The organism is Aeromonas ichthyocola (assembly GCF_046087985.1).
In the GTDB taxonomy this organism is placed as follows: Bacteria; Pseudomonadota; Gammaproteobacteria; order Enterobacterales; family Aeromonadaceae; genus Aeromonas; species Aeromonas rivipollensis.
The window spans coordinates 112,698-139,003 of the sequence record NZ_JBJSWH010000004.1; the positions used below are offsets into that span (position 1 = coordinate 112,698).

Consider the following 26,306-nt stretch of genomic DNA (forward strand, 5'->3'; position numbering starts at 1 on the left):
CAGAAAAAGTTGCAATGCAATCGTCAAGGTCTGACCACGATAAGGCGTAATTAGTTCCACCAGAGGCTAACCGGGCTGCTTGAGCAGGCCGGAGGCTCCGGCGTAGTCACGGGGCGGCTGGCCCGGCTCCTCGTTGGCGGAGTCAGCGTTGCCTTCTTCCACCTGAGGTTCGCGGAACAAGGGCTCCTGCGCCTTGGCGAGGAACTTGCTCTGTTCGGCCATGTGGCGATAGAGGGTCTGGTATTGATCGGCCAACTGCTCCATCAGGGCGGCGCTGTCGGCGAAGTGGGTGGTGATCTGGCCCTGGTAGCTTTCCAGCTCCTTGTGAGCCTTTTTCAGCTCTTGTTCCAGGCGCCCGGCATCCCGGCTGCGGACAGTGAAACGGCCGATCAACACGCCGATGATCAGGGCGGCTACCGCCAGCAGGATCCCGTTTAACAGAGTCATAGAAGCTCCTTGTTACAGCTAAATCGATGAGTTTGAGGCGGCCGGATTGACCGCGATGCCTCGTTGGCACTATACCGTGCACCCCGAGAGCGTGATACCATTTTGTCCCTCATTCAGGGACTTGGAGGCGGTTTACAGGATGACCCCGCAGCAAAAATACCAGCAGGATTTGCAGCGTCCCGGCTTTTTGGCCGACCCGGCCCAGGCGATGGCAGTGACCCGCCTGGAGCGACTCTATCAGGATTTGTGCGCCAGCCCGACTCCGACCAGATCCCGTGGCCTGCTGGGCTGGCTGCAAAAGCCGAAAGCCCGCGAGCCCATCCTGGGTCTCTATATGTGGGGCGGAGTGGGCAGAGGCAAGACCTGGCTGATGGATACTTTTTTCGACAGCCTGCCGGGGGAGCGCAAATTGCGCGTCCACTTCCACCGTTTCATGCATCGGGTGCACGATGAACTCAAGGGGCTGACCGGTCAGGCCGATCCGCTCAAGCTCATCGCCAGCAAGCTGGCCGGCGAGACAGACATTATCTGCTTTGACGAGTTTTTCGTCTCCGACATCACGGATGCCATGCTGCTGGGCACCCTGTTCCAGGAACTGTTCGGTCATGGCGTTGTGCTGGTGGCCACCTCCAACATCCCGCCTCGGGACCTTTATCGCAATGGGCTGCAGCGGGCCCGCTTCCTGCCCGCCATCGCCCTCATAGAGCGCCACTGCGAGGTACTCAATGTGGATGGTGGCGTCGACTACCGGCTGCGCACCCTGGAGCAGGCGGAAATCTATCACTTCCCGCTGGATCAGCAGGCCAAATCCAACCTGGACCGCTATTTTGGGCAACTGACCGGGCTGGGGCAGATCACGGCCGCCACACTGGAGATCAACCATCGTCAGCTGAGCGCGCTGGGCGTGGGGGAAGGGGTGCTTTATATGGAGTTCGAGCAGCTCTGCTGCACCCCGCGATCCCAGGGGGACTACATAGAGCTGGCCCGGGAGTTTCACACCGTCCTGCTGGCCAACGTGCAGCCCATGGGCACAGGCACGGACGATGCGGCACGCCGTTTCATCGCCATGGTGGACGAGTTCTATGAGCGGCACGTCAAACTCATTCTGTCGGCGGCGGTGCCTATGGCCGCGCTCTACGGAGATGGCCTGCTGAATTTCGAATTCAAGCGCTGTCTTTCACGGCTCCAGGAAATGCAATCGCACGAATACCTTGCAAGAGTGCACCTTCCTTAGTCACAATACCGCGCCTGCCAGTCGGATGGGCATCTGCGGCAGGTAGGGCCGGGCGACATTTGCTAGCTTCATGGCAGTGAAATTAGCAGGTGATATTTAAGGCAACTTCACTTATAATCGCCCGGCCCACGTTACAGCTGTCGATAAGACAGCAACACTTTAAGCTTTACTTGTATTCGAAGGGGTACAGGTAGGCCATCGTTTGTTGTTTGTGGGAGAGCCCCCATAAGCAATTGGGTCTGTAACAGGTAATTGGGTTTAACTTAATGAAAACTTTCGTTGCCAAGCCAGAAACCGTAAAACGTGACTGGTACATTGTGGACGCAGAAGGTAAAACTCTGGGTCGTATCGCAACCGAGATCGCTGCTCGTCTGCGTGGTAAGCACAAAGCTGAATACACTCCGCACGTTGACACCGGTGATTACATCATCGTTGTAAACGCTGAGAAGGTACACGTAACCGGTAAGAAATTTACCGACAAAATGTACCACTCTCACTCCGGTTTCCCGGGTGGTATCAAGTCCATCAGCTTTGACAAGCTGATTCAGCGCAAGCCGGAAATGGTAATCGAAGCTGCCGTCAAGGGCATGCTGCCGAAGGGTCCGCTGGGCCGTGCCATGTTCCGTAAGCTGAAAGTTTACGCAGGCGCAGAGCACGCTCATGCTGCTCAGCAACCTCAAGTACTGGATATCTAACGGGAACTGGCAACATGGCAGAAAATCAATACTACGGTACCGGCCGTCGCAAAAGCTCCACTGCTCGCGTCTTTATCAAAGCGGGTAGCGGTAAAATCGTAATCAACCAGCGCTCCCTGGAGCAATACTTCGGCCGTCCGACTGCCCGCATGGTAGTTCGTCAGCCGCTGGAACTGGTTGAGATGACCGAGAAACTGGATCTGTACATCACCGTTAACGGTGGTGGCATCTCCGGTCAAGCTGGTGCGATCCGTCACGGTATCACTCGTGCTCTGATGCAGTACGACGAGACCCTGCGTGGCGAACTGCGTAAAGCTGGCTTTGTTACTCGCGATGCCCGTAAGGTTGAGCGTAAGAAAGTCGGTCTGCACAAAGCGCGTAAGCGTCCGCAGTACTCCAAGCGTTAATTCGCTTTTGGTACGCACTCTCACGAGTGTCAAAAAAGCCTGGCCATGTGCCAGGCTTTTTTTATTGGTAATATTACATACGCCAATGCTAACCATACGTCACAAAAGACAAAAATTTGTGTATTTATTGTTTTTGCCCATCGCTTCTCTTTCTTGTCAAATTGTTATCTTTTCTTTAAAATTTCCATGGTCTTTCTGTGTCAATTGCCACTCCGCTTCCGCCGCAGTTGTCAGAGGGAGAGGAGATAGGAAACGGGGACACTATAAGAATGAGCGGAGTCCACATGGGAGAGTTTTTGGATGAGCAATGCGCCAGTTGATACCGGTCGCCGCAGATTTCTTACCTGGTCAACGGTTGCCGTTGGCGGTGTAGGAGCTGCTTTTACCGCAGTGCCGTTTATAAAGTCATGGAATCCGAGTGCCAAAGCCAAAGCGGCCGGGGCACCGGTAGAGGTGGATATCAGCAAGTTGGAGCCGGGTCAGCTGATCCGCGTCGAGTGGCGCGGCAAGCCGGTCTGGGTGGTGAAGCGCACCAAGCAGACCCTGGATGCCCTGGCCACGCACGATGACAAACTGCGCGATCCCGCCTCCGATGAGCCACAGCAGCCGGACTATGCCCACAACGGCTACAGATCCATCAAGCCGGAGATCTTCGTGGCGGTCGGTATCTGTACCCATCTGGGTTGCTCCCCCTCCTACCTGCCGGACAGCTTCGGCGAGCAGGTGCAAGGGGTGACCTCCGGCTTCTTCTGCCCATGCCATGGTTCCAAGTTCGACATGGCCGGTCGAGTGTTCCAGGGCGTGCCCGCACCGCTGAACCTGGTCATTCCGCCATACCAATTTCTTAGCGACACCACCATTCTGGTCGGTGCCGATGGCAAGGAGGCCTGACCATGTTTGCCAAACTCATGGGCTGGATTGACGATCGTTTCCCGCTCACGGCCATGTACAACGACCACATGGCCAAGTATCCGGCTCCCAAGAACCTGAACTTCTGGTACTTCTTCGGTTCCCTTGCCATGTTGGTGCTGGTCAACCAGATCATCACCGGCATCTGGCTCACCATGAACTACAACCCGTCGGCGGAGGGGGCCTTTGCCTCCGTAGAATACATAATGCGGGATGTGGACTACGGCTGGCTGCTGCGTTACATGCACTCCACCGGCGCCTCCGCCTTCTTCGTTGTGGTCTATCTGCACATGTTTCGCGGCATGATCTACGGCTCCTATCAGAAGCCGCGCGAGCTGCTGTGGATCTTCGGCATGCTGATCTTCCTGGTGTTGATGGCCGAAGCCTTCATGGGTTACCTGCTGCCCTGGGGACAGATGTCGTTCTGGGGGGCCCAGGTCATCATCTCGCTGTTTGGCGCCATTCCGGTCATAGGTGACGATCTGACCCTGTGGATCCGGGGTGACTACGTCATCTCGGGGGCTACCCTGAACCGCTTCTTCGCGCTGCACGTGATCGCCCTGCCGCTGGTGCTGGTGATGCTGGTTGCCATGCACATCCTGGCGTTGCACGAAGTGGGCTCCAACAACCCGGACGGCATCGATATCAAGAAGCACAAGGATGAGAAAGGCTGGCCGCTGGATGCGGTGGCATTCCATCCCTACTTCACTGTGAAGGACATGATAGGGGTGGCGGGCTTCCTGTTCCTGTTCTGCGCCATCATCTTCTTCAAGCCGGATATGTGGGGCTACTTCCTCGAGAAACCGAACTTTGAAGTGGCGAACGGGCTGAAGACGCCGGCGCACATAGCCCCTGTCTGGTACTTCACCCCCTTCTACGCCATCTTGCGCGCAGTGCCGGACAAGCTGTTGGGGGTCATCATGATGGGGCTCTCCATCGTCGTGCTCTTCCTGCTGCCCTGGCTGGATCGCTGCAAGGTGCGTTCGGTGCGCTACCGCAGCACCCTGCACAAGCTGAACATCGCCCAGTTTGTGGTCTGCTTCGTCATCCTGGGTGTGCTGGGCGTTCTGCCATCGACGCCTATGCTGACGCTGATCGCGCAGCTCTGCACTCTGGGTTATTTCGGGTTCTTCATCCTGTTGTTCTTCTACAGCAAGAATGAGAACACCAAGCCGCTGCCGGAGAGGGTGACATTCAAATGAAAAGAATAATTTTTGCAGTGCTGGCCCTGCTGCCCGGTCTGGTATTGGCCGCTGGCGGTGGCTTCCCCCTCGACAAGGCAGAGTACGATCTGAGTGACAAGGCATCCCTGCAACGGGGGGCTGCAACCTTCATGAACTACTGTGCCGGTTGTCACTCCACCCAATATCAGCGTTATAACCGGGTGGCAGCGGACATCGGCATTCCGGAAGAGCTGATGAGGGAGAACCTGGTCTTCACCGGCGCCAAGATTGGCGATCTGATGAAGAGCGCCATGTCCGAGAAGGATGCGGCGCGCTGGTTCGGGGCGCCGCCACCGGATCTGACCCTGGTGGCCAGGGTGCGGGGCGCCGACTGGATTTACACCTATCTGCGTTCTTTCTATGTGGACGAAACCCGGCCGTTCGGTGTGAACAATGCGGTCTTCCCGTCCGTGGGCATGCCCCACGTATTGGAGCCGTTGCAGGGGACTCCCCGTGCCGAGTTCGAGACGCACACCCTGGATGGAGTGGAGATGCAGCAAGTCGTCAGCATCAAATCTGACGGCAATGGTGAAATGAACAACGAAGAATATGATCAGACGGTACTGGATCTGGTAAACTTCTTGGTCTACTCGGCTGAGCCGGTGCAGCAGGAGCGCGAACGCATGGGCTTCTGGGTGCTCGGTTTCATCGCAATCTTCTTCATCTTCACTGTGCTGTTGAAGAAGGAATTCTGGCGCGACGTTCACTAAGCGACCAGATCGGAGTAATATGACGCACGGCAATGGAGATCAAAATGCTTCATTGCCGTTTCTGCTTTTTAATGACGGGAGGGTTCAATGGCTGTAGCTGCCAATAAGCGTTCGGTAATGACGCTGTTTTCCGGTGCCAACGATATGTTCAGCCATCAGGTGCGTATTGTCCTGGCGGAGAAGGGTGTTAGCGTGGATATCTGCCAGGTTGACCCGAGCAACCTGCCGGATGAGCTGGCCGAGCTGAACCCGTACAACACTGTACCGACTCTGGTGGATCGCGAGCTGGCGTTGTACACCTCGCGCATCATCATGGAGTATCTGGACGAGCGCTTCCCGCACCCGCCCCTGATGCCTGTCTATCCAGTGGCTCGCGGCAACAGCCGTCTGATGATGCATCGCATCGAGCTGGACTGGTACTCGCTGGCCGACAAGATCATGGCGGGCACCGATACCGAAGCCGCCCGTGCCGAGCTGCGTGACAACCTGCTGGCCATAGCGCCGATCTTCGGTGAAATGCCCTACTTCATGAGCGAAGAGTTCGGTCTGGTTGACTGCTACATGGCTCCGCTGCTGTGGCGTCTGCCGAGCCTGGGCATCGACTTTACCGGCCGTGGTGCCAAAGAGCTGAAGGCTTACATGGTCCGTCTGTTCGAACGTGAATCCTTCCAGGCCTCCCTGACCGAGGCTGAACGCGAGATCCGTGCCAGCGTATGAGTAGTATGGAACCGACCATGACACCCAGTCGCCCCTATCTGTTGCGGGCGTTTTTTGACTGGTTGCTGGATAACGACCTGACACCCCACCTGGTGGTCAACGTCAACATTCCCCATGTGATGGTGCCGATGCAGTTTGCTCAGGACGGGCAGATCGTGCTGAACATCGCGCCCCGTGCCGTGATGCAATTTCACATGGATAACGAGGCAATCAGCTTCAGTGCCCGCTTTGGCGGGGTCTCCCAGCAGGTTTACATCCCGATGGCAGCCGTAGTGGCTATCCATGCCCGGGAGAACGGTGTGGGCACCATGTTCCCGCCGGAACCTGGCTATGACATCTGGCTGGAGCAGGCCGAAGCGCCGGTGGAGCCAGAGCCGGAACCGCCGCGTCCCAGCGGCCGTCCGACCCTGAAAGTGATCAAATAAAAAACGCAGCCGATTGGCTGCGTTTTTTTACCAGATAGCGTTAGTTCTGGGCGAACTCGAAGGCCTTGATCACGCGCTTCACGCCGCTGACATGGCGGGCGATGTTGACTGCCTGCTCTCCCTCCTGGCGAGTCACCAGACCAATCAGGAACACCTCGCTGTTTTCGGTGACTACCTTGACCTTGGTGCTGTCGAAGTTCTTGGTACCGAACATGTCGGCCTTCACCTTGGAGGTGATCCAGGAGTCGTTGCTGCGGGTGGTGAAGCTGGCGGGCTGGCCGAGGCGCAACTCGTTATAGACGTGGCGGACTCCTTCGATGCGGCCGACGATTTTGCCTGCCTCCAGTTTGTACACGTCAGAAGGTGTCTGGCCGACCAACAGCACGCGGCCATTGTTACTGTAAACGCTGATCTTGCTGGCTGCGCTGAGTGGTTTGTTGTCGGCCAGCAGATTGGCCGCTTTCAGCTCGATGCTTTGGTCATCCCACTGAGTACCGAACGTTCGGCGATCGCCAGTGGCCTTGGCCGTCCCTGCTGCGCCGCCAACGACCACGGCTGCACAGCCTTGCAGCAGCAGGGCGCCGGTCAGCAGGGCGAGTGCGAGAATAGGCTTCTTCATGGTTTCAATCTTCCTGTTGCGGGAAAAGTGTCTGGTCGATGAGATCACAGAGGCAGTGCAGGGTCAACAGATTCACTTCCAGAATGCGAGGACGGCGGGCGGATGGCACGCGGATCTCCACATCGTTCGGTCCCAGCAGACCTGCCATTTCACCGCCATCACCCCCGCTGAGCACTATGATGGTCATGTCGCGGGAGAGTGCCGCTTCAGCGGCCTTGATCAGGCTGCGGCTGTTGCCCGTGGTGGTGAGCACCACCAGGATGTCGCCGGGCTGACCCAAAGCCCTGATCTGCTTGGCATAGACCTCTTCGAAGCCGTGATCGGTGGCGATGGCGCTGATGGTGGCCATGTCGGGGGTCAGGGCCAGGCCGGGCAGGGAGGGGCGTGGCGTCTCGTAGCAGTTGACCAGCTCGGAGATGAACAGCTGTGCCAGGGCCGAGGAGGGGCCATTGCCGCATGCCATGACCTTGTGGCCATTGAGCAGGCAGATGGTCAGCATCTGGGCCGCGGTGTGGATGGCGTCCGGCAGCGCCTCGGCGGCGGCTATCTTGGTCTGGATGCTTTCGGTGTAATTCTCTTTGATGGGATCAGTCATGGGGTCCTCTTAAAAAGCGTTCTGGATCCAGTCTGGCTGGTCGCCCTCGAACGCGATCACATCGAATCGGCAGGCCTGGCTGGCCTCGTTGATGGCATGTTGCTTGAAATAGTGGCGCGCGGCCAGCACGATCTTGTGCTGCTTGCGCCGGGTGACCGAGCTGGCGGCTCCGCCATGGCTGGCCCGAGCGCGATATCTGACCTCGACAAACACCAGGGTCTGGCCCTGGTGCATGATGAGATCTATTTCACCGCCACGACAGCGGTAGTTGCGAGCTACCGGTTGCAGGCCCCGGGCCTGCAACCAGCGTTCAGCGACTTGTTCAAAGTGCTGTCCCTTGCTCATTGGTGAGGGGAACAGGCTCGGCAACTGCTGGCGTATCCGTTTCCACAGTTCCTTCATGGGAGGGTTCCTCCAGCTGCTGAACGGCGTTCTCGTCGACCAGTTTGCCGTTCTGGTAGGTACCCCAGCTCAGCATCCGCACGACATTGCCCTGGGCATCCACGCTTAGCTGACCGCTCATGCCGGCTTGCTGCATGCCACCCACCTTGCGCATCTGCTGCAGGTTTTCTGCCAGACTGACGGCATCATAGCCCATGGCAAACAGCCGCAGCAGGTCACCCTGGGTCTGCGGCCAGAGCAGAGCGATCTGCTCGCGCTGTTTCTCGTAGCCGCCAAGCAGCAGCGGCATATCGGCGATATGCATGCCGTTGAGCTCGGAGGCGACCTCGGTGGCGGCGCTGTCGTAGCCACGAGAGCTGGTGTAGATGGGCAGGCTGCCCATCGGATTGACCGAGACATCCACGTAGGGCTTGATCATCCGGGTTTCCAGACTGTTGGCCACTACATAAACGGCATCGATGCTGCGTGGTGCGGCATCAGAGAGTTGCACCACTTCACCAGCACGGGCGGTAGAGCGACCACTCAGGGCATTCTTGACCATCCCTTGTACTTCGTTGCGGGCACCGAAGGTGGCAACGACCGGCTTATCCTGGCTGAGAGTGGCCCAGCTCTGCTCGAACGCCTTGATACTGCTGTAACCGATCCGTCCCTGGGCGGCGATCAGCAGTGGCTTGCGGTAGCCCTGGGTGTAGAGGTACTGGGCTGCCTGCGCGGCATCTGCGGCGGCAGAGGGAGAAGTAGTAGGTGCTGTCGTTGACGACCGGCTTGTCCAGCTCGTTGAGTGCCAGTACCGGCACGGTCGGATTGGCCTTGAGCAACTCCTCGACCCGGTCTTTCAGCAGCGGGCCGATGATCATGTCCGCCCCTTCCTGAATCGCCTGCTTGTAAAGCTCGCTGGTCGACTTGCTCTGGGTGTCGTAGAAGTTCAGGGTGAATTGCCCCTGATTTTCCTTGTAAGACATCAGCATGCCGTTGCGGATGGCGGCGCCCTGAGGCTCCAGATTGCCGGAGAGGGGCAGCAGCACAGCGATCTGCTGCACCGAGGTGCTGGCAGTGGCCGCCAGATCGCCCAATCCTGCCGGCATATCTTTCTGGGCCGGATGGTTGGGGAAGTCGCGCTTCCAGCCTACCAGCTGGCGGGCCAGCAGGTTGGGCTGGGCACCGAATTCGTTGACCAGAGCCGCCAGTCGCAGCCAACCGGTGGTCACATCAGGAGCCTGTGCCTCTTCCAGTGCTTGCAGGGTGGAGGGGGTCATGCTTTTGAGCAGTGACCAGATCTGCTGATGGTTGGTCGCCTGCTCGCTCTGTTGAGGTAGGGCTCCAGTGCAATCAACGACTTGGCTGCGCCAAACTTGTTGTTGATGTCGAGCTGCAGCACCACGCGCTGGCGATACCAATCCTTCTGGGTATCGGCATCCAGCACACCTCGGGTTTGCCTTCCAGCAGGATCAGCGCCTGATTGGCGTGGCCCTGCGCCAGCAAGCAGGTGGGCTTGCAGCAGTTGCAGTTGTGCCTGCTGCACCGGGTTGCCGGCCTGCTTCTGCAACTGTTGATACAGGGCGGCGGCCGGTTTGGCCTGGCCGAGGGCCAGATAACTGCGCGCCGCCATCACCTGCCAGGTGAAGGCCTCGGCCGGTTTGGCGGGATCCACCTGCTCCAGATACCACTGGGCATTCTTGGTCAGATCCGAGAACGCCGACGGCATGCCGGGCTCCGCGGAAGATGGGTTGGGCTCCGACGCACAGGCGGCGAGCAGTACTGCCGCGAGTATGATGCCGAAGAGTCGTGATACACTTAGCTGCTTTGTAACCCGGTTCAAGTTCATTCCCCGACCAGTGTTGAAGTTCTCCATAGTGTAAACGGGCCAATATGGCGACACAATTGTCGGGACACTCGGAGATCCCATGAGTGACACCCCAACCCTGTATATAGTCCCCACTCCCATCGGTAATCTGGCGGATATCACCCAGCGTGCATTGGACATTTTACGCAGCGTCGATCTGGTGGCCGCCGAAGATACCCGGCATTCCGGCATCCTGCTCAGCCACTACCAGATCTCGGTGCCGACCTTCGCCCTGCACGATCACAACGAACAGCAGAAGGCAGATGTGCTGATCGGCCGGATCAAGGAGGGCAAGAGCGTCGCCCTGGTCTCGGATGCAGGGACGCCGCTCATCAGCGACCCCGGCTATCACCTGGTCACCCGCTGTCGCGAGGCCGGGGTCAAGGTGGTGCCGCTGCCGGGCCCTTGCGCCGCCATCACGGCACTCTCTGCCGCCGGTTTGCCCACAGATCGCTTCTCCTTCGAAGGGTTTCTGCCGGCAAAAGCCAAGGGACGTGACGACAGGCTTCAGGCCGTCATCGAAGACACCCGTTCCCTGGTGTTCTACGAGTCGCCGCGCCGGGTGCAGGATACGGTGGAGGCCATCGCTCGCATCCTAGGTGAACGCCAGGTGGTGGTGTGCCGCGAGCTGACCAAGACCTTCGAATCCATCCACGGTCTGCCTGCCTCCGAGATGCTGACCTGGCTTGGGGAAGACGATAATCGCTGCCGTGGCGAAATCGTGCTGGTGGTCGCCGGTGCCAGAAAGGTGGATGAAGAGCTGCCCGCCGAGGCGATCCGCACCCTGGGGCTGCTGGTGGCAGAGCTGCCGCTGAAAAAAGCGGCGGCCTTGACCGCCGAGATCCACGGCGTGAAGAAGAATGCCCTCTACAAATACGGTCTCGAGCACCATTGAGCCGTGCAAGCAGGTTCAATGAGCACCGCCAAGGCGTAAAAATAGGCAAAATGAGAGCGTTCTGACTGGTGCAAGCCAGGGGGCCCGCAAGAGTGGGCCCGGCCGGCCGGCAGGGGTTGGTGCACTATTAATTGCTGTAAACGGGAATTGCCGGTTTACCCCACTGTGTCACGAGGCTATAATCCGCGCCTCGGAGTCGGCTGGGCAATCGCTGCTTCGTCGTTGTGTCCCTCGGGACAGACGGGCGGAGGGGAGGAAAGTCCGGGCTTCATAGGGCAGGGTGCCAGGTAACGCCTGGGAGGCGCGAGCCTACGACCAGTGCAACAGAGAGCAAACCGCCGATGGCCCGCAAGGGATCAGGTAAGGGTGAAAGGGTGCGGTAAGAGCGCACCGCGCGACTGGCAACAGTTCGTGGCACGGTAAACTCCACCCGAAGCAAGACCAAATAGGCCCCTATTGGCGCGGCCCGCGTTGGGGGCGGGTAGGTTGCTTGAGCCAGTGAGCGATTGCTGGCCTAGAGGAATGATTGCTACCCGGGGCAACCCGGTACAGAACCCGGCTTACAGGCCGACTCCGACCTATTTCTGGTAAGTGATTACCTTAAAATCCCGGCACCTCTGGTGCCGGGATTTTTATTTTCGGCGGGCCATGCGGTCGCGTGGCGCCTTTTGGGGTTTTGTAATAAAGTTCTCGCCCGTTTCGGTCGCTCTATGTCGGCTGGACTATTTGTATCGATCACGCGGCTGGCCTGATGAGAGTCTCTATATGGCAGTAGGGCGAGATGAAAATGGCAAAGGGGGATTTGTAATGTCATCAAGCGGCGTAATGCTCACACCTTCCCGGTTGCTCTGTGCGCAGCGGGGCAAAACCCTTCCCCATTATGATCTGCTGGGGGTCGAGCGAGCCAATCAGGGGCGGCTCAAGCAGCTCAACGCCCAGTTAGGCTCTTTTTCGCAGCAGGCATCGGGCTGCATGGCCCAGCTGTTCAATGCGGCGGATTGCGAACTGGGCTATCAGGATTTCTCCTCCGCGCTGCCCCAGGATCGCGACGATACCCTGATCTGGGTCGAGGCGCGCACCCCGCTGGATGCCCAGCGTGTCGCCTATTTCTCCATCTCTCCCACCGTCATCTATCAACTTGCCGTGCTGTTCTTTGGTGGCTCCCTGCAACACAAGGGCGCCACGACCGCCCATGGCAGGGGATTGACCGATACCGAGCAGCGATTGCTGCTGCGGCTATGTCAGTACCAGATCGATATCTGGTCTGCCTGCCTCGGTCAGGGAGACCTCGCCTGGCAGCTGACCCTGATCACCCGGGATGCGGTATCGGCAACCCGGCTCTGGGTGACAGAGGCCAGCATGCTGGCCGGTGGCAGCACCCATGACTGGCAGTTCTGGCTGGCGCCTCCCGAGGAGACCCTCAGCATAGGAGCCGGTCATCCCGTACAGAAGGCGCAGCTTGAGCAGGCCCTGATCCAGGTGCCGGTGCAACTGCGGGTGGTCATGGGGCAGATGTCCATGACACTGGCGGATCTGGAATGCCTCAAGGTGGGGGATGTGCTCTCGCTGGATTTGCCCGAGGTGGTGCCGGCCCTGATCGGCAACCGCCCCTGTTTTAATGGACGCATTGCTGAACATAAAGGCAGCCTGGTGTATCAGGTTGCGACTGTGGTAGAGGAGTAGTCGAATCGTGAACGAGCACAACATGAATGACCCGCTGGATCTGGATGGCCTGGATCAGCTGTTTGGTGATGATATCAGCATGCCGAGTGCGGCCGACTACATGGCGCCCACCAGTAGCAGCAAGCAGCGGGATCTCTCCTTTTTCCATCAGATCCCGGTCAAGGTGACGCTGGAAGTGGCCAGCACCGAAGTCGCGCTGGGTGAACTGATGAAGGTGGAAGAGGGGGCCGTCATCGAGCTGGACAAGCTGGCGGGCGAACCGCTGGATGTGCGGGTCAACGGTCGCCTGCTGGCCAAGGGCGAGGTGGTTGTGGTGAATGGCAAGTACGGCCTGCGCCTGGTCGACGTGGTCGACACCAAGCTGCTGGGTGGCATGAACGACTGATGCGTTACCTGCCGGTTGCCCTGCTGCTGTTCGCGTTGCCGAGCTGGGGCGCGGACATGACGCTGTTCTCTGTCTCCCCCAGCGATACCGGGGGCGAGGATTACAGCATCAAGCTGCAGATCCTCTTCTTCATGACCCTGCTGGGTCTGTTGCCGACCCTGTTGCTGATGATGACCAGCTTCACCCGGATCATCATAGTGCTGGCCATCCTGCGTCAGGCCATGGGGTTGCAGCAGAGCCCCCCCAACCGGGTGCTGATCGGCATCAGCCTGATCCTGACCCTGGTGATCATGAGACCGGTCTGGACAGAGATGTATCAGCACGCCTTCGTGCCCTATGACCAGAACGAGATTACCCTGTCCGAGGGGCTGGCCCGGGCGGAGAAACCCCTGCGGCAATTCATGCTGGCCCAGACCCGGGAGCCGGATCTGGAGCAGATGTTGCGCATCTCCGGCGAGCCCACCACCCTCGCCAAGAGCGAGGTGCCCTTCGGCGTGCTGCTGCCCGCCTTCGTATTGAGCGAGCTGAACACCGCCTTCCAGATTGGCTTCATGCTGTTCATTCCCTTCCTGGTCATCGATCTGGTGGTCGCCAGCGTGCTGATGGCCATGGGGATGATGATGCTCTCGCCCCTCATCATCTCGCTGCCATTCAAGCTGATGGTCTTCGTGCTGGTGGATGGCTGGTCCATGACGGTCGGTACCCTGGCCGCCAGTTTCGGCGGCGGAGGCTGAGGTGACACCTGAACAGAGCGTGGCCCTGGTCGGGGGCGCCGTGAATCTGGTGGTCATCATGGTCTCGGTGCTGATCGTGCCCGGGCTCATCGTCGGTCTGGTGGTCAGCATCTTCCAGGCCGCGACCCAGATCCAGGAACAGACCCTCAGCTTCCTGCCCCGTTTCATCGTGACCCTGTTGACGCTGATCTTCACGGGGAACTGGCTGCTGTCGCAGATCACCACCCTGTTTTCCGACCTGTTTCAGAAGATCCCCGGGCTCATCGGATGAACTCCCTGCTGTCGCTCAGTGCGGCCGAGCTGACCGCCTGGCTGGGACAGTGGTGGTGGCCCTTCATTCGTATCGCGGCAGCCTTCTGGGTGATGCCGGTGTTTGGTGATGGCCGCATCCCGGCCCAGGTCCGCATCTTTCTGGCCTTCGTCATCAGCCTGCTGATCGCCCCCATGCTCAAAGGCATGCCGGCACTGGATCCCTTCAGCGTCGGCATGATGGTGCTGACCCTGGAGCAACTGCTGTTCGGCCTGCTGTTCGGGCTCTGCATCCAGATGCTGTTCATGGTGATGACCATGGCGGGTCAGATCCTCTCCATGCAGATGGGTCTGGCGATGGCGGTGATGAATGATCCGTCCAACGGGGACACGGCGCCCATCGTCAGCCAGATCATGCTGATCTTCTGCTCGCTGCTGTTCCTCGGCCTGAACGGTCATCTGGTGACCCTGGAGGTGCTGGTGCAGAGCCTGCGCAGCTGGCCACCGGGCGCCTCCCTCTACGCGCTGGACCTGAAGGGGGTCATCGGCCTGTTCGGCTGGAGCATAGGGGCGGCCCTGATCCTGACCCTGCCGGCCGTGGTGGCCATGCTGATGGTCAACCTCACCTTCGGGGTGCTTAACCGTACCGCCCCCTCGCTGAACATTTTCTCTCTGGGCTTCCCCATGACGCTGTTGCTGGGGCTGCTCACCATGGCCATCTCCATCAGCGGTGTACCGGCCCGGTATCTGGATCTGGTCGCCCATGTGCTGGCCCAGCTCAGGGCGTTGACCCCGACATGAGTCAGAGCAGCGCCCAGGACAAAACCGAAGAGGCCTCCACCCAGAAACGGCGCAAGGCGCGGGAAGAGGGGCAGATAGCGCGCTCCAAGGAGCTGAGCTCCGCCGGTCTGCTGCTGATAGGTGGGCTGGCCATGCAGTGGATGGTGCCGAGCTTCGGTCTTTTCTTTGCCGAGCTGATGAAGCAGCCCCAGCGCTTCAACTGGCAGGGGGCGCGGGATCCGCAGATGATGATCCACTGGACGGGGGAAGCGCTGCATAAACATGTTGTGGGTGCTGCTGCCGCTGTTTGCTTTTCTGGCTCTGATGCTGGTCCTGCTCAGCATCGTTGCCGGGGGCATGGCTGACCTGGAAGAAGCTCTTCCCCAGTGCCGAGAAGCTGAACCCACTCAAGGGCCTCAAGCGGATGTTCTCGACCCACAGCCTGATGGAACTGCTGAAATCCCTTCTCAAGGTGCTGCTGATCGGCGGCACCCTGGCCCTGATGCTCCAGCACCAGTGGCCCCTGCTGATGATGATGAACCGCATGCCGCCCCAGGCAGCGATGGAACAGGCGCTGCGCATCCTCTCTCAGGCATTTATCTTGCTAGGCAGTGTGCAGATGCTGATCGCCGTGCTGGATGTCCCCTATCAGCGCTGGTCTTTGAACAAGCAGTTGAAGATGACCAAGCAGGAGGTCAAGGACGAGCACAAGAACAGCGAGGGGCGCCCCGAGATCAAGGCCAGGATCCGCCAGGTGCAGGGCATGCTGGCGCGGGCGCGCATCGAACAGCGGGTGCCGCAGGCAGACGTCATCATAGTGAACCCGACCCATTACGCGGTCGCCATCAAGTATGATCCCGCGCGAGCCAACGCCCCCTATGTGATTGCCAAGGGCATAGACGGCATGGCGGAGCGGATCCGCGAGGTCGCCAGGCAACACGACAAGATGGTGATGAGCCTGCCGGATCTGACCCGGGCCATCTATTACTCCACCCGGGTGGATCAGGAAGTGCCGGCGGGCCTCTACACAGCGGTCGCCTATGTATTGAACCACGTATTGCAGTTACGGGCCTATGAGGCAGGCAAGGGCAGAAAACCCAATCCCCTTGCACCTCTGCATGTGCCGCCCGAGTTACGTCAACCTGAGAGGTAAGTTGTGAACTGGCGTGTATTGACCCAATCCTATACAGCTATCCCCATGATGCTGCTGGCCATCCTGGCGATGATGATACTGCCTCTGCCCGGTTGGCTGCTGGACGCCCTGTTCACCTTCAACATAGTGCTGGCGGTGCTGGTGCTGCTGGTCTCTGTCTCGGCTCGCCGCCCCCTCGATTTCTCCGTATTCCCGACCGTGCTGCTGGTGGCCACCCTGATGCGGTTGTCCCTCAACGTCGCCTCCACCCGGGTGGTGCTGCTCCATGGTCATGAGGGCAACGATGCCGCCGGCAAGGTCATCCAGGCCTTCGGGGAAGTGGTGATCGGCGGCAACTACGTGGTGGGTATGGTGGTGTTCGTGATCCTGATGATCATCAACTTCGTGGTGATCACCAAGGGGGGGGAGCGGATCTCCGAAGTCTCCGCCCGCTTCACCCTGGATGCCATGCCGGGCAAGCAGATGGCCATAGATGCCGATCTCAACGCCGGCACCCTGGATCAGCACCAGGCCCGCGCCAGGCGGGAAGAGATCGCCAGAGAAGCCGACTTCTACGGCGCCATGGACGGGGCCTCCAAGTTCGTCCGTGGCGATGCCATCGCCGGCCTGCTGGTGCTCATCATCAACCTGGTGGGTGGTCTCGCCATCGGTATCTTCCAGCACTCGCTGCCGGTTTCCGATGCCTTCCGCATCTATGCCTTGCTCACCATAGGTGATGGTCTGGTCGCCCAGATCCCCTCCCTGCTGATGTCCACTGCGGCAGCCATCATAGTCACTCGGGTGAGTGACGAGGGAGAGATGTCGGATCAGGTCGGCCAGCAGATCCTGGCCTCTCCCCGGGTCATCTATACGGCGGCGGCCATCATGCTGATCCTGGGCCTGGTGCCCGGCATGCCCATGCTGGCCTTCCTCAGCTTTGCCGCCGTGCTGGCCTGGACCGGCTGGAGCGTCAGTCAGCGCCGGGCAAAGGATCCGGCTCTGGATGCGGCAGAGGAGCTGACGAGGCAGATGGTTCAGCCGGAGCCGCAAGGGCTGGACTGGCAGGATCTGCCGCCGGTGGATGCGGTCGCCATCGAACTGGGTTATCGGCTGGTGCCGCTGGCCGAGGCGAACAAGGGGGCCGAGCTGCTCGCTCGGGTGCGCGGCATTCGCAAGACACTCTCGGAGCAGTATGGTTTCCTGCTGCCCGAGATCCGGGTGCGGGACAACCTGCAACTGCAACCGGAACAATATCGCATCAAGCTGTCTGGCATCGCCCTGGCCACGGGCAATGTGGATTGCCAGCGGCTGATGGCCATCAGCAGCGGCGAGACCTATGGCGCCCTGGACGGCGAGCTGACCCAAGATCCGGCCTATGGCATGAACGCGGTCTGGATCTCGCCGGACAACAAGGCCAAGGCGCTCAACCTGGGTTACTCCGTGGTCGACTCCGCCACCGTCATCGCCACCCATGCCAGCAAGCTGCTCAGGGAGCAGCTCGACGGGCTCTTCGGTCATGACGAGGTGGGCAAGCTGGGGCAGTATCTGGCCACCCAGTCCCCCCGCCTGGCGGAAGAGCTCAATCTGGCCCTGACCCAGATGCAGCAACTGCGAGTCTTCCGTCAATTGCTCAAGGAGCAGATCAGCCTCACCGACATCCGCACCATAGCCACCACCCTGCTGGATGCGAGCGAGCTGACCAAGGATCCTGTGCTGCTGGCCTCGGACGTGCGCTGCGCCCTCAAGCGCCAGATCGTCAGGCAGGCGATCGGATCCCGCGACATACTGGCGGCCTTCACCCTGGACGACCGGCTGGAGCAGACCCTGCTGACGGCCATGAACCAGTCCCAGCAGCAGGGAAAAATCCAGCTGGACAGCTTCCCGGTCGACCCGCAATTGCTGGCGCAGTTGCAGCAGAATATGCCGCTGGTGAAGGAGCAGTTGCAGCAGCAGGGGTATGCACCTGTGCTGGTGGTCATGCCCCAGCTCAGGCCCCTGATCGCCCGCTATGCCCGATCCTTCTCGAAAGGTCTCAAAGTGCTCTCTTATAACGAGATACCGGAAGATTTGCGGGTCGAGGTAATTGGCACCCTGGGCTGAAGTGGAATTGCCACGCCCATATGCCGGCAGGAAGAGACTATTCCGCACATCTGCTTGAATTGTCATATAAAGCCGTTATGATGTGACGGCTTTTGACGCGACATAGACTGACAGTGAAAAAATAAAATAGAAACAGTCAGATGTGTCACATGGCTTGAAGGACAACCAAGCCATGCCATCCTAATACGGGTCGTCGCATGATAAAGGCAAACTGAACTGAAAAGTCAGGACGCAAAGCCTCCGGTCTAACGGCATTGATGCTAATGATAGCGGGGTTACCAAGGTCATGATTCCAGCCTTGTTTTCATACCGATATAGGGTAAGTGCTCAATAAGAGGTGCTACCCCGTCCTGGTGCGTTTTTATTTTTTGAGCGTCAGTTCTGTTGATTGATTCATGTGCAATCACAGGTTCGGGTTAATATGTTTTCTGATTTATCTATCAAGGAAAATTCAATACCCGTCGGTATTGAATCTCATGCACATTTATTATTAGTTTCCTCTTCGTTATCAAATGGAGACGATATTGAGGGAATATTGTTGAATGCAGGCTATCGCGTTTCTTGCCTGAATTCTGTCCCGCTGGCCAAGCAATTTCTCTCCAACCATTCCGCGGAACTCGTGCTGCTCGACATGGCGGTCATGACAGAGGCCGGACCCTCAATGGTGCAGGAGCTGGCGGGTACCGATTGCGTCATCCTGGTCAATGAGCACCAGGCCTATCTGGCGGCGGAGGCCATGCGGGCCGGCGCCATCGATTACATCATCAAGCCTTTCAGTCAGCGCCAGATCCTCGATGTGGTGAGGGGAGCCCTGCGCCTGCGTCAGGCCATTCCCAACCTGATCGCCACCTCGCCCCTGAGCCTGCAGGTATTGCAGCTCGCCAGGCGGGCAGCCAAGACCTCGGCCACCATCCTCATCGGCGGCGAGTCGGGGACGGGCAAGGAGCGGCTGGCCCGCTACATCCACGAGATGTCCAGCCGGGCGAACAAGCCCTTCGTGGCCATCAACTGCGCAGCCATCCCCGAGTCCATGCTCGAATCCATCCTGTTTGGACACAGCAAGGGGGCCTTTACCGGCGCGACCGCCAGCCAGCAGGGCAAGTTCGAGCTGGCCCAGGGGGGCACCCTGCTACTCGACGAGATCTCCGAACTGCCGCTGGCATTGCAGGCCAAGTTGCTGCGGGTACTGCAGGAGAAAGAGGTCGAGCGGCTGGGTAGCCATCAGGTGATTGCGCTGGATGTGCGGATCATTGCCGCCAGCAACAGAGATCTGAGGGAGCTGGTGTTGCAGGGGGAGTTTCGCGAGGACCTTTTCTACCGGCTCGATGTGTTGCCCATGAGCTGGCCCGCCCTGCGGGAGCGGCCGGACGACATACTGCCGCTGGCGGAGTATTTCATCGAGCGCTACGCCGCCCAGCAGGGGTATCGCCTCAGCGAGAGCGCCTGCAAGCAGCTGCTCTCCTATGACTGGCCGGGCAATGTGCGCGAACTGGACAACGTGATCCAGCGGGCGCTAATTATGGCTCGCGGATTGCATATTCAGGCGGTCGATTTGATGCTGCCCCATTATGCCGTCGAAGCCGACAACTTGTTACCGCAGACGCTTGCGGCCCCGGAGGGGCTCAGCGAGACCAAACGGCATGCCGAATTTCAATTCGTCCTGGAGACGTTGCGCCGTTTTCGTGGTCACCGGACTCGTACGGCCGAAGCCCTTGGGATGACGACCCGGGCACTTAGATACAAGCTGGCTGCCATGCGCGAGCAGGGCATAGATGTCGAGCAGCAGATTCAAAACTAAGGGATAACCGAGTGAAGATTGAGATCATGTCATCACAGGTGACGCTACTGCAGCAGATGCAGGAAATGCAGCGCGTCGCCAGTCACACCCCTTCCATCGAGCCTAACGACGCCTCGGCTGTCTCGTTCAGCGACGCCATGCGTGACGTCGTCGGCCGGGTCAACGAACAGCAGAATGTCGCGTCCAGCTTGATGACCGCCGTCGACGCGGGTCAGAGCGACGATCTGGTGGGGGCCATGGTGGCCAGCCAGAAGGCAGGTCTCAGTTTTTCCGCCCTGATGCAGGTGCGCAACAAACTGATGACAGGCTTCGATGACATCATGCGCATGCCGCTCTGAGGGTAGGTCATGACTGAATTGGTATCATCCTCGCCGGGGGCGTCGGGCTCCCTGATCGCCCGGGTACAGGAAGGGATGCGCAACTGGCGCACCCTGTCCCGGGACAACAAATCCATCCTGACCATAGCGCTGCTTGCCGCCATAGTGGCGGGCACCATAGTGGTGATCCTCTGGACCTCCAGCAAGAACTATGTGCCCCTCTACGGCAAGCAGGAGCTCTACGACACCGCCAACATCATGGAGATGCTGGAGAAGGAGCAGGTGCCTTTCCGTCTGGAAAAGAGTACGGGTCAGGTCCTGCAGCTGCCAGGATGGCGCTTGCAAGAGCAGCTGGAAGGCCCACGTGCGCGAATTTATGGCGCTGGCGGCGCGAACCATCATAGCGGATGTGTAAACAGGGCGGCCATGCCGGCCGGTCTGGCATGAGGGGCTGGACCACGGTGCAACTGACGGTCTTGGCACCAGCGAGTTCATGGAAGGGGCGCGTTATCGCCATGCCCTGGAAGGGGAGCTGGCCAGAACCATCATCTCGCTGGATGCGGTGCGCAGTGCCCGCGTGCATCTGGCCGGGATCCCCAGATGCGCAAGTCGCCCCCTGTAGCGTTGTACTGGAACGTGGGGCCGTGACGAAGAGAAACCCAGCGCCTATCCGTGATGCTGGATGCTGCAACCTGGGCCAGTCCATGGAGCCGGGTCAGGTCGAGAGCCATAAGCGCCAACCCCGGCAGCTGGTGGCGGGCAAGGATAGTATCTCGGGCATGAAGCCCGGTGCCGTGACCATAGTGGATCAGGCGGGCCAGCTGCTCAGATATGCAACCGGGCCGAAGCGGGTCTTGGCGACAAGGCGGGGTTTGAAACCCAGCGGCAAGCAGAGCGCTCAGCAGATGGAGTATGTGGCAAGCAGAGCGCGCAAGCTGGAGCTGGAACAGTACATCCGCCAGCGTGCCAGCGACATGCTCTATCCCATGCTGGGCAGTACCAATTTCAAGGTGCAGATTGCGGCTGACGTCAACTTCAACGCGGTCGAAGAGACCCAGCAGCAGCTCGATCCGCAAGGTGTGGTGACCGCGAGTCCAATAAGTCAGACAAGACCATCGATGCGCTGGCGATGGGGATCCCGGGGGCGTTATCCAACCGTCCGCCTGAAACGGCAGCAAAAGATGAAAAGGCGGGTGCTGAGGGGAATGCGGCAATGCCAATACCGCTGCCAACAGAATGACACTCGCACCGAGCGTCAGGAGGTCAGCAAGCAGTACGAAAACAGTCGCACCATAGTGCACACCCGCTACCAGCAGGGACGTCTGGAGCGAATTAACGTCTCCATTCTGCTTAATCAGCAGATCGCGCCGAAAGGTGGCTGGAGTGCCGAGCAACTGGAACAGATCCGTCAGATGGTAGAGCGTGCAGTCGGTTTCGACGAGGCGCGTGGCGATCAGATCAGTCTGCAGGCCTTCGATTTCAATGGTGCGTACCCGTGGTACGCCCCGGAATCGAGCTGGTGGGAAACCCCCTACTGGCAAGACTCCTTGCGTTATCTGGTCGGTGGTTTGCTTGGCCTGACGCTGGTCTTCTTCGGCATTCGTCCGTTGGTGAAACATCTGGTTCGTACCCAGCAGCAGCCGGATATGGAAATGAGTGAGACTGAGGAAGGTCTGGAGCCCACCGTCGGATTGTCCATGCGCAGGGATGACGATGATCCCCAGCTGACTTCTGCACTTTCAAATAGTCTGATCCGTACTGACAACAAGATGGAGCCCCAATTCTCATCACTCGATATGGAGTCGTTGCCGGAACCTGGATCCGAGCTGGAGGTTCAGCTCAAGCATTTGCAGTTGCTGGTTGAAAAAGATACCGCCCGAGTGGCGGAGGTTGTCAGAGCATGGGTGAGTGGCAATGAACAGCGTTAACTTGAATCAGAGTGCCGTTGATATTGATATCGACAACCTTGAGAAGGCCGCCATCTTGTTGCTGAGCATGGGGACCGAGTCTGCTGCCAAGGTAATGCAAAAGCTCTCCCGTGACGAAGTGCAGCGTTTGATTTCCAAAATGGCCTCTCTGGCGTCAGCTCGATGGAGGCCAAGTGGACGTTGCAGCAGTTCTTCAACCACTACCGTGAGCAGAGCGGAATTGGCAGCGCTTCACGGGAGTATCTGGAACAGACGCTCGACCTTGCTCTGGGACAACGGCTCTCCCGCAGCCTGCTCGACAGCCTTTACGGTGATGTGATGAGTCAGGATATCCAGCGTCTGCAGTGGGTGCCTGCCGATGTACTGGCCCGTTTCTTCCGCAACGAACATCCCCAGATGCAGGCTGTGCTGCTGGCGTTCCTGCCGCCCCAGACCGCATCAGCCGTGCTCGATGCCCTGCCGGGGTCGCTCCACGACGATCTGCTGGTCCGGGTCGCCAGCCTCAGCTCGGTCAGCGAGCATGTGCTGGCCGAGTTGAGGCTGACCCTGGATCGCTGCCTCGCCTACGTGGCCGACCAGTCCGGCGCCAAGGTGAACGGGGTGCGCCAGGTGGCCGACATCCTCAACCGCTATCAGGGTGACAAGGAGCAGATGCTCTCCCTGCTGCGGGAACACGACGGCGACATGGCCCTCGAGATCGAGAAGAACATGTTCGACTTCATGGCCCTGCGTCGCCAGAGCGACGACACCCTGCAGCGTCTGGTGCAGGAGCTGCCGGCGGATCTGCTGGCGCTGGCCCTGAAGAATACCGACGCCGGTTTTCGCAAGGTGGTGTTGGGTGCCATGCCCAAGCGGATGGCGCAGGCACTGGAAGCCCAGATCCAGGATCAGGGCAGCGTCTCCCTGCGCAAGGTGGAGCAGGCCAGGGAAGAGGTGATGCAACTGGTGCGGGAACTGGTGGAGCAGGGCGAGATCGAGTTCCAGCTGTTCGAAGAAGCCACCGTCAGCTAACAGGAGACAGGCATGAGTCAGCATGTTCGCAAACTGGCGGCCGGTGCCACCCGTCTCTACCGTTTCCCGGCACTGGGACAGAGCGGGGAAGAGGCCAGAAGCCAGCAGGAAGAGTTCGAATACGGCTATCAGCAAGGGCTGGAGCAGGGACAGACAGAGGGGTATCAGGCCGGCTACCAGCAGGGGCTGACCAGCGGCCTGATTGAAGGGGAGGCCAAGGGTCTGCAACAGGGACAGGCGCGTGGCCTGGCCCAGGGGCTGGCCGAGGGCAGGGCCTCGTTCGATCAGGCCATGGTCCCCTTTGCCAAGCTGCAACAGCAGTGGGAGTCCCTGACCCGGGTAAAGATGCAGGAGCAGAAAGCGCTGATTGCCCAGCTGGTGGCCCAGGTGGCCAAGCGGGTATCCAGGCCGAGTTTACCCTCAATCCGCAGCAGGTACTCAATCAGGTCGAACAGGCCTGGCGACCCTGCCAGCTGCTTCGGAAGAGCTGGTGATCTATCTCAATGAGGGAGATCGACAGCGCCTGGCCGAGCAGGGGGTGACCCGCTGCGAAGGGTGGCCATTGCAAGTGGATGCAGCACTGGGGTAGGCGATGCACGTATCGAGACCCGTGCGGCCGTCGTTGAGGTGAGCACCAGCTCCCGCCTGGCAACTTGTATCGAACAGCTCAACAGCTCGCTGGACGTGCCGCAAGATGCATGAGGCCTTGCAGCAGGCACTGACCAGTGCGCTGGACAATTCTGGATGAGCTGCCCGGGCTTTCGTCGCTTTGGCCGGTTGGTGCGAGTGACCGGCCTGACTCTGGAAGTGGTCGGCTGCCAACTGGTGATGGGACAGCGTTGTCGTGTCAGCACGGCAAGTGGACGCCCCCTGTTGGCCGAGGTGGTCGGTTTTAACCGGGATATCTCTTACCTGATGCCGCTGCAGCCGATGAGTGGCCTCTTCGCGGGGGCTCAGGTCGAACCCATCGATGGAGAGGAAACTGTTCGGCTTGGCGAGTCATCTGCTAGGGCGGGTACTCGATGGCCTGCTGCAGCCCCTGGACGGGCAGCCGTTACCCGACGTTGGCGACAGTGTTCCCCTGTTTGCTCTTCCCCCCAATCCGCTATTGCGAACCCCGGTACGTGAACCGCTGGATGTCGGTATCCGCGCCATCAACGGCCTGCTGACTGTCGGCAAGGGCCAGCGTTTGGGGCTGTTTGCCGGCTCAGGGGTCGGCAAGAGTATGTTGCTCGGCATGATGACCCGTAATACCGCAGCCCAGATTGTGGTGGTGGGACTGATTGGTGAGCGGGGCCGTGAGGTGCGCGAATTCATCGAGCACAGTCTGGGGGTCCGAAGGTCTGGCTCGCGCCGTGGTCATTGCGGCGCCCGCGGATCAATCTCCCGCTGATGCGGCTGCGAGCGGCCCAGCTATGCCACCGGATTGCCGAGTATTTCCGTGAGCAGGGGCAGGATGTGTTGCTGCTGATGGATTCACTGACCCGCTATGCCCAGGCACAGCGTGAAATTGCATTGGCTATCGGTGAGCCTCCTGCCACCAGGGGCTATCCACCCTCGGTATTCAGCATGCTGACCCAGCTGGTGGAGCGAGCCGGCAACGGCACACACCCGGATGGTAGTCTGAGTGCTTTCTATACCGTGCTGGCGGAAGGGGATGACCAGCAGGATCCGGTGGTCGACTCGGCCCGCGCCATTCTCGATGGTCATATCGTGCTGACCCGTCGTCTTGCGGAAGAGGGGCACTACCCTGCCATCGATATTGGTGCCTCGGTGAGTCGGGTCATGCCACAAGTCGTGCCTGCCGAATGGCAAAAGCTGGCGGTAACCTTGCGTCAGCTATGGGGGCGCTATCAGCAGGTGCGTGAGCTGCTGCCACTGGGCGGTTATCAACCCGGGGCGGATCCGCAGATGGATGAAGCCGTTCAGCGTTATCCGGGGATTGCGGCATTTCTGCAGCAAGGCCTGCAGGAAGAGATGGCTTTTGAACAGGTGATGGTCGGTCTCAAGCAGGTGCTGGGGCAGGGATAAGGATTCGTTATGCTGAAGTCTTATCTGGGGTTGCAACAGGAAGAGCTGGAAAATCTTGGCGCAAGGAGCGTCAGCGCTTGCGGGAGCTGGCGTTGCGGGAAGAGCAGCGAGCACACAAATTGCAGGAAGTGATCTCCTCGCTGCGGCCAGGTTCCGACAAGTTTCACCCTTTGCTATGGCAAAACAAGCAACAGATGGATAGTCAGTTGCGCCGTTTGCTGGCCCATCAGGTGCAGCAATCTGCGCTGGCCAGACTGGATCTGGAGCGCCACGAAGGGAACTGGTGTCCGGCAGTTCGGGCGGGTCAAGGGGCTGGAGCTATTGCTGGCACGACGTGATGATGTTGCTCGCCAGCAGCAGGAGAGGCTGGGTCAGCTACAGCTGGATGAGCTGGCGAGTTTGCGTCACCTGACTCGCAAAGAGTAAGGAGGAGGGTTAATCCGTGATGCTGTCCTGGGTCGCGATAACCTGGTTCTTGTCCCAACAGCGAATGAATCGTCTCCATCTGGCCTGCCAGCAGGCGGCCGTTGAGATCATTCTGGCGCAGACACTGGTGCAGCAGCTGTTCAAGCTGTTGCCATTGATTGGCTACCGTGGTGCGCAGGGGAAGTGGCAGCTTGGCTATCAGGGTGGCCATCCCCTTCTCATCGGGTTTGAGGCCCAATGTCTGCAGCTGCTGGCAGCGTTTTGCCTGTTGTGTCACCTTGGCCATCAGCGTGTCTGCTGCTGATCGTTATGGCTTGCAGCCATCGACATCATGGCTTGCCAGCAGTGCATGCTGGCGCAGCAACAAGGCTGTAAGCTCGGTGTAGTGGCCGTAATCCTGCTGGATCCCGAGGATCAATGCCTTGACGGTGGCCTTGGTATCCACGCTCATCGGCGATGCATATCCAGAATGGCCTGACCCAGCGCATCCAGATCGATCTCCAGCTTGCCTTCACTGATGGCTTTGCGGATCTCGTTGACCTTGTCCATGTCGACGTCGGATGTGGTGGCCAGCTGGCTGCGGCGCATTGGCTACTGACTGCGCTGTGCTG

General features: G+C 59.6%; 26 protein-coding genes, 1 other RNA gene, 7 pseudogenes and 1 riboswitch. Of the genes and pseudogenes, 26 read left to right on the forward strand and 8 right to left on the reverse strand.

Annotation, left to right across the window (positions count from 1 at the left end):
• Window positions 1-66 precede the first annotated feature (66 nt).
• Complete coding sequence (locus tag ACF2JD_RS12905; protein WP_106885638.1) at window positions 67-447, reverse strand: YhcB family protein; 381 nt, start codon at window positions 445-447, stop codon at window positions 67-69.
• Between the two features lie 139 nt (window positions 448-586).
• Between ACF2JD_RS12905 and zapE the strand changes: the two genes are divergently transcribed.
• The 8 genes from zapE to ACF2JD_RS12945 all read left to right on the forward strand — a co-directional run bounded on the left by zapE (window position 587) and on the right by ACF2JD_RS12945 (window position 6,767).
• Window positions 587-1,681 (forward strand): cell division protein ZapE, encoded by a 1,095-nt coding sequence (zapE, locus tag ACF2JD_RS12910; RefSeq protein ID WP_392414822.1) that lies wholly within the window; start codon window positions 587-589, stop codon window positions 1,679-1,681.
• Between the two features lie 266 nt (window positions 1,682-1,947).
• On the forward strand, window positions 1,948-2,376 hold the full coding sequence (gene rplM / locus ACF2JD_RS12915) for a 50S ribosomal protein L13 (protein WP_033132308.1): 429 nt from the start codon (window positions 1,948-1,950) through the stop codon (window positions 2,374-2,376).
• A gap of 14 nt (window positions 2,377-2,390) precedes the next feature.
• Window positions 2,391-2,783 carry a 30S ribosomal protein S9 gene (rpsI, locus tag ACF2JD_RS12920; RefSeq protein WP_005891084.1) on the forward strand — a complete coding sequence of 131 codons (393 nt, stop codon included), beginning with the start codon at window positions 2,391-2,393 and terminating at the stop codon, window positions 2,781-2,783.
• 300 nt (window positions 2,784-3,083) lie between these two features.
• Window positions 3,084-3,674 carry a ubiquinol-cytochrome c reductase iron-sulfur subunit gene (petA, locus tag ACF2JD_RS12925; protein ID WP_025328515.1) on the forward strand — a complete coding sequence of 197 codons (591 nt, stop codon included), beginning with the start codon at window positions 3,084-3,086 and terminating at the stop codon, window positions 3,672-3,674.
• 2 nt (window positions 3,675-3,676) lie between these two features.
• On the forward strand, window positions 3,677-4,894 hold the full coding sequence (locus ACF2JD_RS12930) for a cytochrome b (RefSeq protein WP_106885639.1): 1,218 nt from the start codon (window positions 3,677-3,679) through the stop codon (window positions 4,892-4,894).
• The gene (locus tag ACF2JD_RS12935) at window positions 4,891-5,625 is read left to right on the forward strand and encodes a cytochrome c1 (protein WP_025328514.1); all 735 of its coding nucleotides are present in this window, start codon (window positions 4,891-4,893) and stop codon (window positions 5,623-5,625) included. The genes ACF2JD_RS12930 and ACF2JD_RS12935 overlap by 4 nt, the downstream gene beginning before the upstream one ends.
• 87 nt (window positions 5,626-5,712) lie before the next feature.
• Window positions 5,713-6,342 (forward strand): stringent starvation protein SspA, encoded by a 630-nt coding sequence (gene sspA, locus ACF2JD_RS12940; RefSeq protein WP_025328513.1) that lies wholly within the window; start codon window positions 5,713-5,715, stop codon window positions 6,340-6,342.
• 17 nt (window positions 6,343-6,359) lie between these two features.
• Entirely contained in the window at window positions 6,360-6,767 is a 408-nt protein-coding gene (locus ACF2JD_RS12945) for a ClpXP protease specificity-enhancing factor (protein WP_440987564.1), read from the forward strand.
• A 40-nt stretch (window positions 6,768-6,807) separates the two neighbouring features.
• On the opposite strand, the gene dolP is transcribed toward ACF2JD_RS12945, so the two are convergent.
• From dolP to ACF2JD_RS12965, 4 genes and pseudogenes are all read right to left on the reverse strand, one after another.
• Complete coding sequence (gene dolP, locus ACF2JD_RS12950) at window positions 6,808-7,386, reverse strand: division/outer membrane stress-associated lipid-binding lipoprotein (RefSeq protein ID WP_440987565.1); 579 nt, start codon at window positions 7,384-7,386, stop codon at window positions 6,808-6,810.
• A 4-nt stretch (window positions 7,387-7,390) separates the two neighbouring features.
• Window positions 7,391-7,981 (reverse strand): SIS domain-containing protein, encoded by a 591-nt coding sequence (locus ACF2JD_RS12955; RefSeq protein ID WP_440987566.1) that lies wholly within the window; start codon window positions 7,979-7,981, stop codon window positions 7,391-7,393.
• 9 nt (window positions 7,982-7,990) lie between these two features.
• Window positions 7,991-8,383: a YraN family protein gene (locus ACF2JD_RS12960; RefSeq protein WP_440987567.1), complete on the reverse strand. Its 393-nt coding sequence runs from the start codon at window positions 8,381-8,383 to the stop codon at window positions 7,991-7,993.
• Window positions 8,304-10,367 (reverse strand): annotated as a pseudogene (locus ACF2JD_RS12965) (penicillin-binding protein activator). The gene ACF2JD_RS12960 and the pseudogene ACF2JD_RS12965 overlap by 80 nt, the downstream one beginning before the upstream one ends.
• Here ACF2JD_RS12965 and rsmI point away from each other — a divergent pair.
• The 18 genes and pseudogenes from rsmI (at window position 10,288) to lfiJ (ending at window position 25,695) form a co-directional block, all read left to right on the forward strand.
• Window positions 10,288-11,121 carry a 16S rRNA (cytidine(1402)-2'-O)-methyltransferase gene (gene rsmI, locus ACF2JD_RS12970; RefSeq protein WP_440987568.1) on the forward strand — a complete coding sequence of 278 codons (834 nt, stop codon included), beginning with the start codon at window positions 10,288-10,290 and terminating at the stop codon, window positions 11,119-11,121. The pseudogene ACF2JD_RS12965 and the gene rsmI sit on opposite strands and share 80 nt — an antisense overlap.
• A gap of 192 nt (window positions 11,122-11,313) precedes the next feature.
• Window positions 11,314-11,700, forward strand: an RNA gene (gene rnpB, locus ACF2JD_RS12975) — RNase P RNA component class A.
• A gap of 246 nt (window positions 11,701-11,946) precedes the next feature.
• Window positions 11,947-12,804 carry a lateral flagellar motor switch protein LfiM gene (lfiM, locus tag ACF2JD_RS12980; protein WP_408837082.1) on the forward strand — a complete coding sequence of 286 codons (858 nt, stop codon included), beginning with the start codon at window positions 11,947-11,949 and terminating at the stop codon, window positions 12,802-12,804.
• A gap of 7 nt (window positions 12,805-12,811) precedes the next feature.
• Window positions 12,812-13,189: a lateral flagellar motor switch protein LfiN gene (gene lfiN, locus ACF2JD_RS12985; protein WP_139745540.1), complete on the forward strand. Its 378-nt coding sequence runs from the start codon at window positions 12,812-12,814 to the stop codon at window positions 13,187-13,189.
• A complete protein-coding gene (gene fliP / locus ACF2JD_RS12990; RefSeq protein WP_025328505.1) occupies window positions 13,189-13,923 on the forward strand; it encodes a flagellar type III secretion system pore protein FliP in 735 nt (244 codons plus the stop codon). The genes lfiN and fliP overlap by 1 nt, the downstream gene beginning before the upstream one ends.
• A 1-nt stretch (window position 13,924) precedes the next feature.
• Window positions 13,925-14,194, forward strand: coding sequence for a flagellar biosynthesis protein FliQ (gene fliQ / locus ACF2JD_RS12995; protein ID WP_025328504.1), 270 nt, complete (start codon window positions 13,925-13,927; stop codon window positions 14,192-14,194).
• Window positions 14,191-14,973 carry a lateral flagellar biosynthetic protein LfiR gene (lfiR, locus tag ACF2JD_RS13000; RefSeq protein ID WP_139438871.1) on the forward strand — a complete coding sequence of 261 codons (783 nt, stop codon included), beginning with the start codon at window positions 14,191-14,193 and terminating at the stop codon, window positions 14,971-14,973. The genes fliQ and lfiR overlap by 4 nt, the downstream gene beginning before the upstream one ends.
• Window positions 14,970-16,105: pseudogene (gene flhB, locus ACF2JD_RS13005) on the forward strand (flagellar biosynthesis protein FlhB). The gene lfiR and the pseudogene flhB overlap by 4 nt, the downstream one beginning before the upstream one ends.
• Window positions 16,106-16,108: 3 nt before the next feature.
• Entirely contained in the window at window positions 16,109-18,184 is a 2,076-nt protein-coding gene (gene lfhA, locus ACF2JD_RS13010; protein WP_139745537.1) for a lateral flagellar biosynthesis protein LfhA, read from the forward strand.
• Window positions 18,185-18,379: 195 nt separating this feature from the next.
• Window positions 18,380-18,467, forward strand: a riboswitch (cyclic di-GMP riboswitch).
• A gap of 252 nt (window positions 18,468-18,719) precedes the next feature.
• Window positions 18,720-19,982 carry a lateral flagellar response regulator transcription factor LafK gene (lafK, locus tag ACF2JD_RS13015; RefSeq protein ID WP_440987569.1) on the forward strand — a complete coding sequence of 421 codons (1,263 nt, stop codon included), beginning with the start codon at window positions 18,720-18,722 and terminating at the stop codon, window positions 19,980-19,982.
• An 11-nt stretch (window positions 19,983-19,993) separates the two neighbouring features.
• A complete protein-coding gene (lfiE, locus tag ACF2JD_RS13020; protein ID WP_139745535.1) occupies window positions 19,994-20,320 on the forward strand; it encodes a lateral flagellar hook-basal body complex protein LfiE in 327 nt (108 codons plus the stop codon).
• A gap of 9 nt (window positions 20,321-20,329) precedes the next feature.
• Window positions 20,330-20,746 carry a hypothetical protein gene (locus ACF2JD_RS13025; protein WP_440987570.1) on the forward strand — a complete coding sequence of 139 codons (417 nt, stop codon included), beginning with the start codon at window positions 20,330-20,332 and terminating at the stop codon, window positions 20,744-20,746.
• A 46-nt stretch (window positions 20,747-20,792) separates the two neighbouring features.
• A complete protein-coding gene (locus ACF2JD_RS13030; RefSeq protein ID WP_440987571.1) occupies window positions 20,793-20,921 on the forward strand; it encodes a hypothetical protein in 129 nt (42 codons plus the stop codon).
• A 157-nt stretch (window positions 20,922-21,078) separates the two neighbouring features.
• The gene (locus ACF2JD_RS13035) at window positions 21,079-22,227 is read left to right on the forward strand and encodes a flagellar M-ring protein FliF C-terminal domain-containing protein (protein WP_440987572.1); all 1,149 of its coding nucleotides are present in this window, start codon (window positions 21,079-21,081) and stop codon (window positions 22,225-22,227) included.
• Window positions 22,214-23,238, forward strand: a pseudogene (gene fliGL, locus ACF2JD_RS13040) (lateral flagellar motor switch protein FliGL). Before ACF2JD_RS13035 ends, fliGL begins: the two are co-directional and overlap by 14 nt.
• Window positions 23,239-23,250: 12 nt before the next feature.
• Window positions 23,251-23,940: pseudogene (gene lfiH / locus ACF2JD_RS13045) on the forward strand (lateral flagellar assembly protein FliH).
• Window positions 23,933-25,269: pseudogene (gene lfiI / locus ACF2JD_RS13050) on the forward strand (lateral flagellar FliI-like assembly ATPase LfiI). Before lfiH ends, lfiI begins: the two co-directional pseudogenes overlap by 8 nt.
• 9 nt (window positions 25,270-25,278) lie before the next feature.
• A pseudogene (gene lfiJ, locus ACF2JD_RS13055) lies at window positions 25,279-25,695 on the forward strand (lateral flagellar protein LfiJ).
• A 115-nt stretch (window positions 25,696-25,810) separates the two neighbouring features.
• On the opposite strand, the pseudogene ACF2JD_RS13060 reads toward lfiJ, so the two are convergent.
• From ACF2JD_RS13060 to flgM, 3 genes and pseudogenes are all read right to left on the reverse strand, one after another.
• Window positions 25,811-25,981, reverse strand: a pseudogene (locus tag ACF2JD_RS13060) (flagellar protein FlgN); the annotation flags it as partial.
• Window positions 25,982-26,002: 21 nt separating this feature from the next.
• Window positions 26,003-26,146, reverse strand: a complete 144-nt coding sequence (locus ACF2JD_RS13065) for a hypothetical protein (protein WP_440987573.1) — start codon at window positions 26,144-26,146, stop codon at window positions 26,003-26,005.
• Window positions 26,143-26,283: a flagellar biosynthesis anti-sigma factor FlgM gene (gene flgM / locus ACF2JD_RS13070; RefSeq protein ID WP_440987574.1), complete on the reverse strand. Its 141-nt coding sequence runs from the start codon at window positions 26,281-26,283 to the stop codon at window positions 26,143-26,145. The genes ACF2JD_RS13065 and flgM overlap by 4 nt, the downstream gene beginning before the upstream one ends.
• Window positions 26,284-26,306: the final 23 nt, after the last annotated feature.

Bases quoted from the DNA above. Each gene is read 5' to 3' on its own strand.
- ACF2JD_RS12905 (WP_106885638.1), bottom strand. From the start codon at position 447: ATGACTCTGTTAAACGGGATCCTGCTGGCGGTAGCCGCCCTGATCATC.
- zapE (WP_392414822.1), top strand. From the start codon at position 587: ATGACCCCGCAGCAAAAATACCAGCAGGATTTGCAGCGTCCCGGCTTT.
- rplM (WP_033132308.1), top strand. From the start codon at position 1,948: ATGAAAACTTTCGTTGCCAAGCCAGAAACCGTAAAACGTGACTGGTAC.
- rpsI (WP_005891084.1), top strand. From the start codon at position 2,391: ATGGCAGAAAATCAATACTACGGTACCGGCCGTCGCAAAAGCTCCACT.
- petA (WP_025328515.1), top strand. From the start codon at position 3,084: ATGAGCAATGCGCCAGTTGATACCGGTCGCCGCAGATTTCTTACCTGG.
- ACF2JD_RS12930 (WP_106885639.1), top strand. From the start codon at position 3,677: ATGTTTGCCAAACTCATGGGCTGGATTGACGATCGTTTCCCGCTCACG.
- ACF2JD_RS12935 (WP_025328514.1), top strand. From the start codon at position 4,891: ATGAAAAGAATAATTTTTGCAGTGCTGGCCCTGCTGCCCGGTCTGGTA.
- sspA (WP_025328513.1), top strand. From the start codon at position 5,713: ATGGCTGTAGCTGCCAATAAGCGTTCGGTAATGACGCTGTTTTCCGGT.
- ACF2JD_RS12945 (WP_440987564.1), top strand. From the start codon at position 6,360: ATGACACCCAGTCGCCCCTATCTGTTGCGGGCGTTTTTTGACTGGTTG.
- dolP (WP_440987565.1), bottom strand. From the start codon at position 7,386: ATGAAGAAGCCTATTCTCGCACTCGCCCTGCTGACCGGCGCCCTGCTG.
- ACF2JD_RS12955 (WP_440987566.1), bottom strand. From the start codon at position 7,981: ATGACTGATCCCATCAAAGAGAATTACACCGAAAGCATCCAGACCAAG.
- ACF2JD_RS12960 (WP_440987567.1), bottom strand. From the start codon at position 8,383: ATGAAGGAACTGTGGAAACGGATACGCCAGCAGTTGCCGAGCCTGTTC.
- rsmI (WP_440987568.1), top strand. From the start codon at position 10,288: ATGAGTGACACCCCAACCCTGTATATAGTCCCCACTCCCATCGGTAAT.
- lfiM (WP_408837082.1), top strand. From the start codon at position 11,947: ATGCTCACACCTTCCCGGTTGCTCTGTGCGCAGCGGGGCAAAACCCTT.
- fliP (WP_025328505.1), top strand. From the start codon at position 13,189: ATGCGTTACCTGCCGGTTGCCCTGCTGCTGTTCGCGTTGCCGAGCTGG.
- lfiR (WP_139438871.1), top strand. From the start codon at position 14,191: ATGAACTCCCTGCTGTCGCTCAGTGCGGCCGAGCTGACCGCCTGGCTG.
- ACF2JD_RS13025 (WP_440987570.1), top strand. From the start codon at position 20,330: ATGACTGAATTGGTATCATCCTCGCCGGGGGCGTCGGGCTCCCTGATC.
- ACF2JD_RS13030 (WP_440987571.1), top strand. From the start codon at position 20,793: ATGGAAGGGGCGCGTTATCGCCATGCCCTGGAAGGGGAGCTGGCCAGA.
- ACF2JD_RS13035 (WP_440987572.1), top strand. From the start codon at position 21,079: ATGAAGCCCGGTGCCGTGACCATAGTGGATCAGGCGGGCCAGCTGCTC.
- ACF2JD_RS13065 (WP_440987573.1), bottom strand. From the start codon at position 26,146: ATGAGCGTGGATACCAAGGCCACCGTCAAGGCATTGATCCTCGGGATC.
- flgM (WP_440987574.1), bottom strand. From the start codon at position 26,283: ATGCGCCGCAGCCAGCTGGCCACCACATCCGACGTCGACATGGACAAG.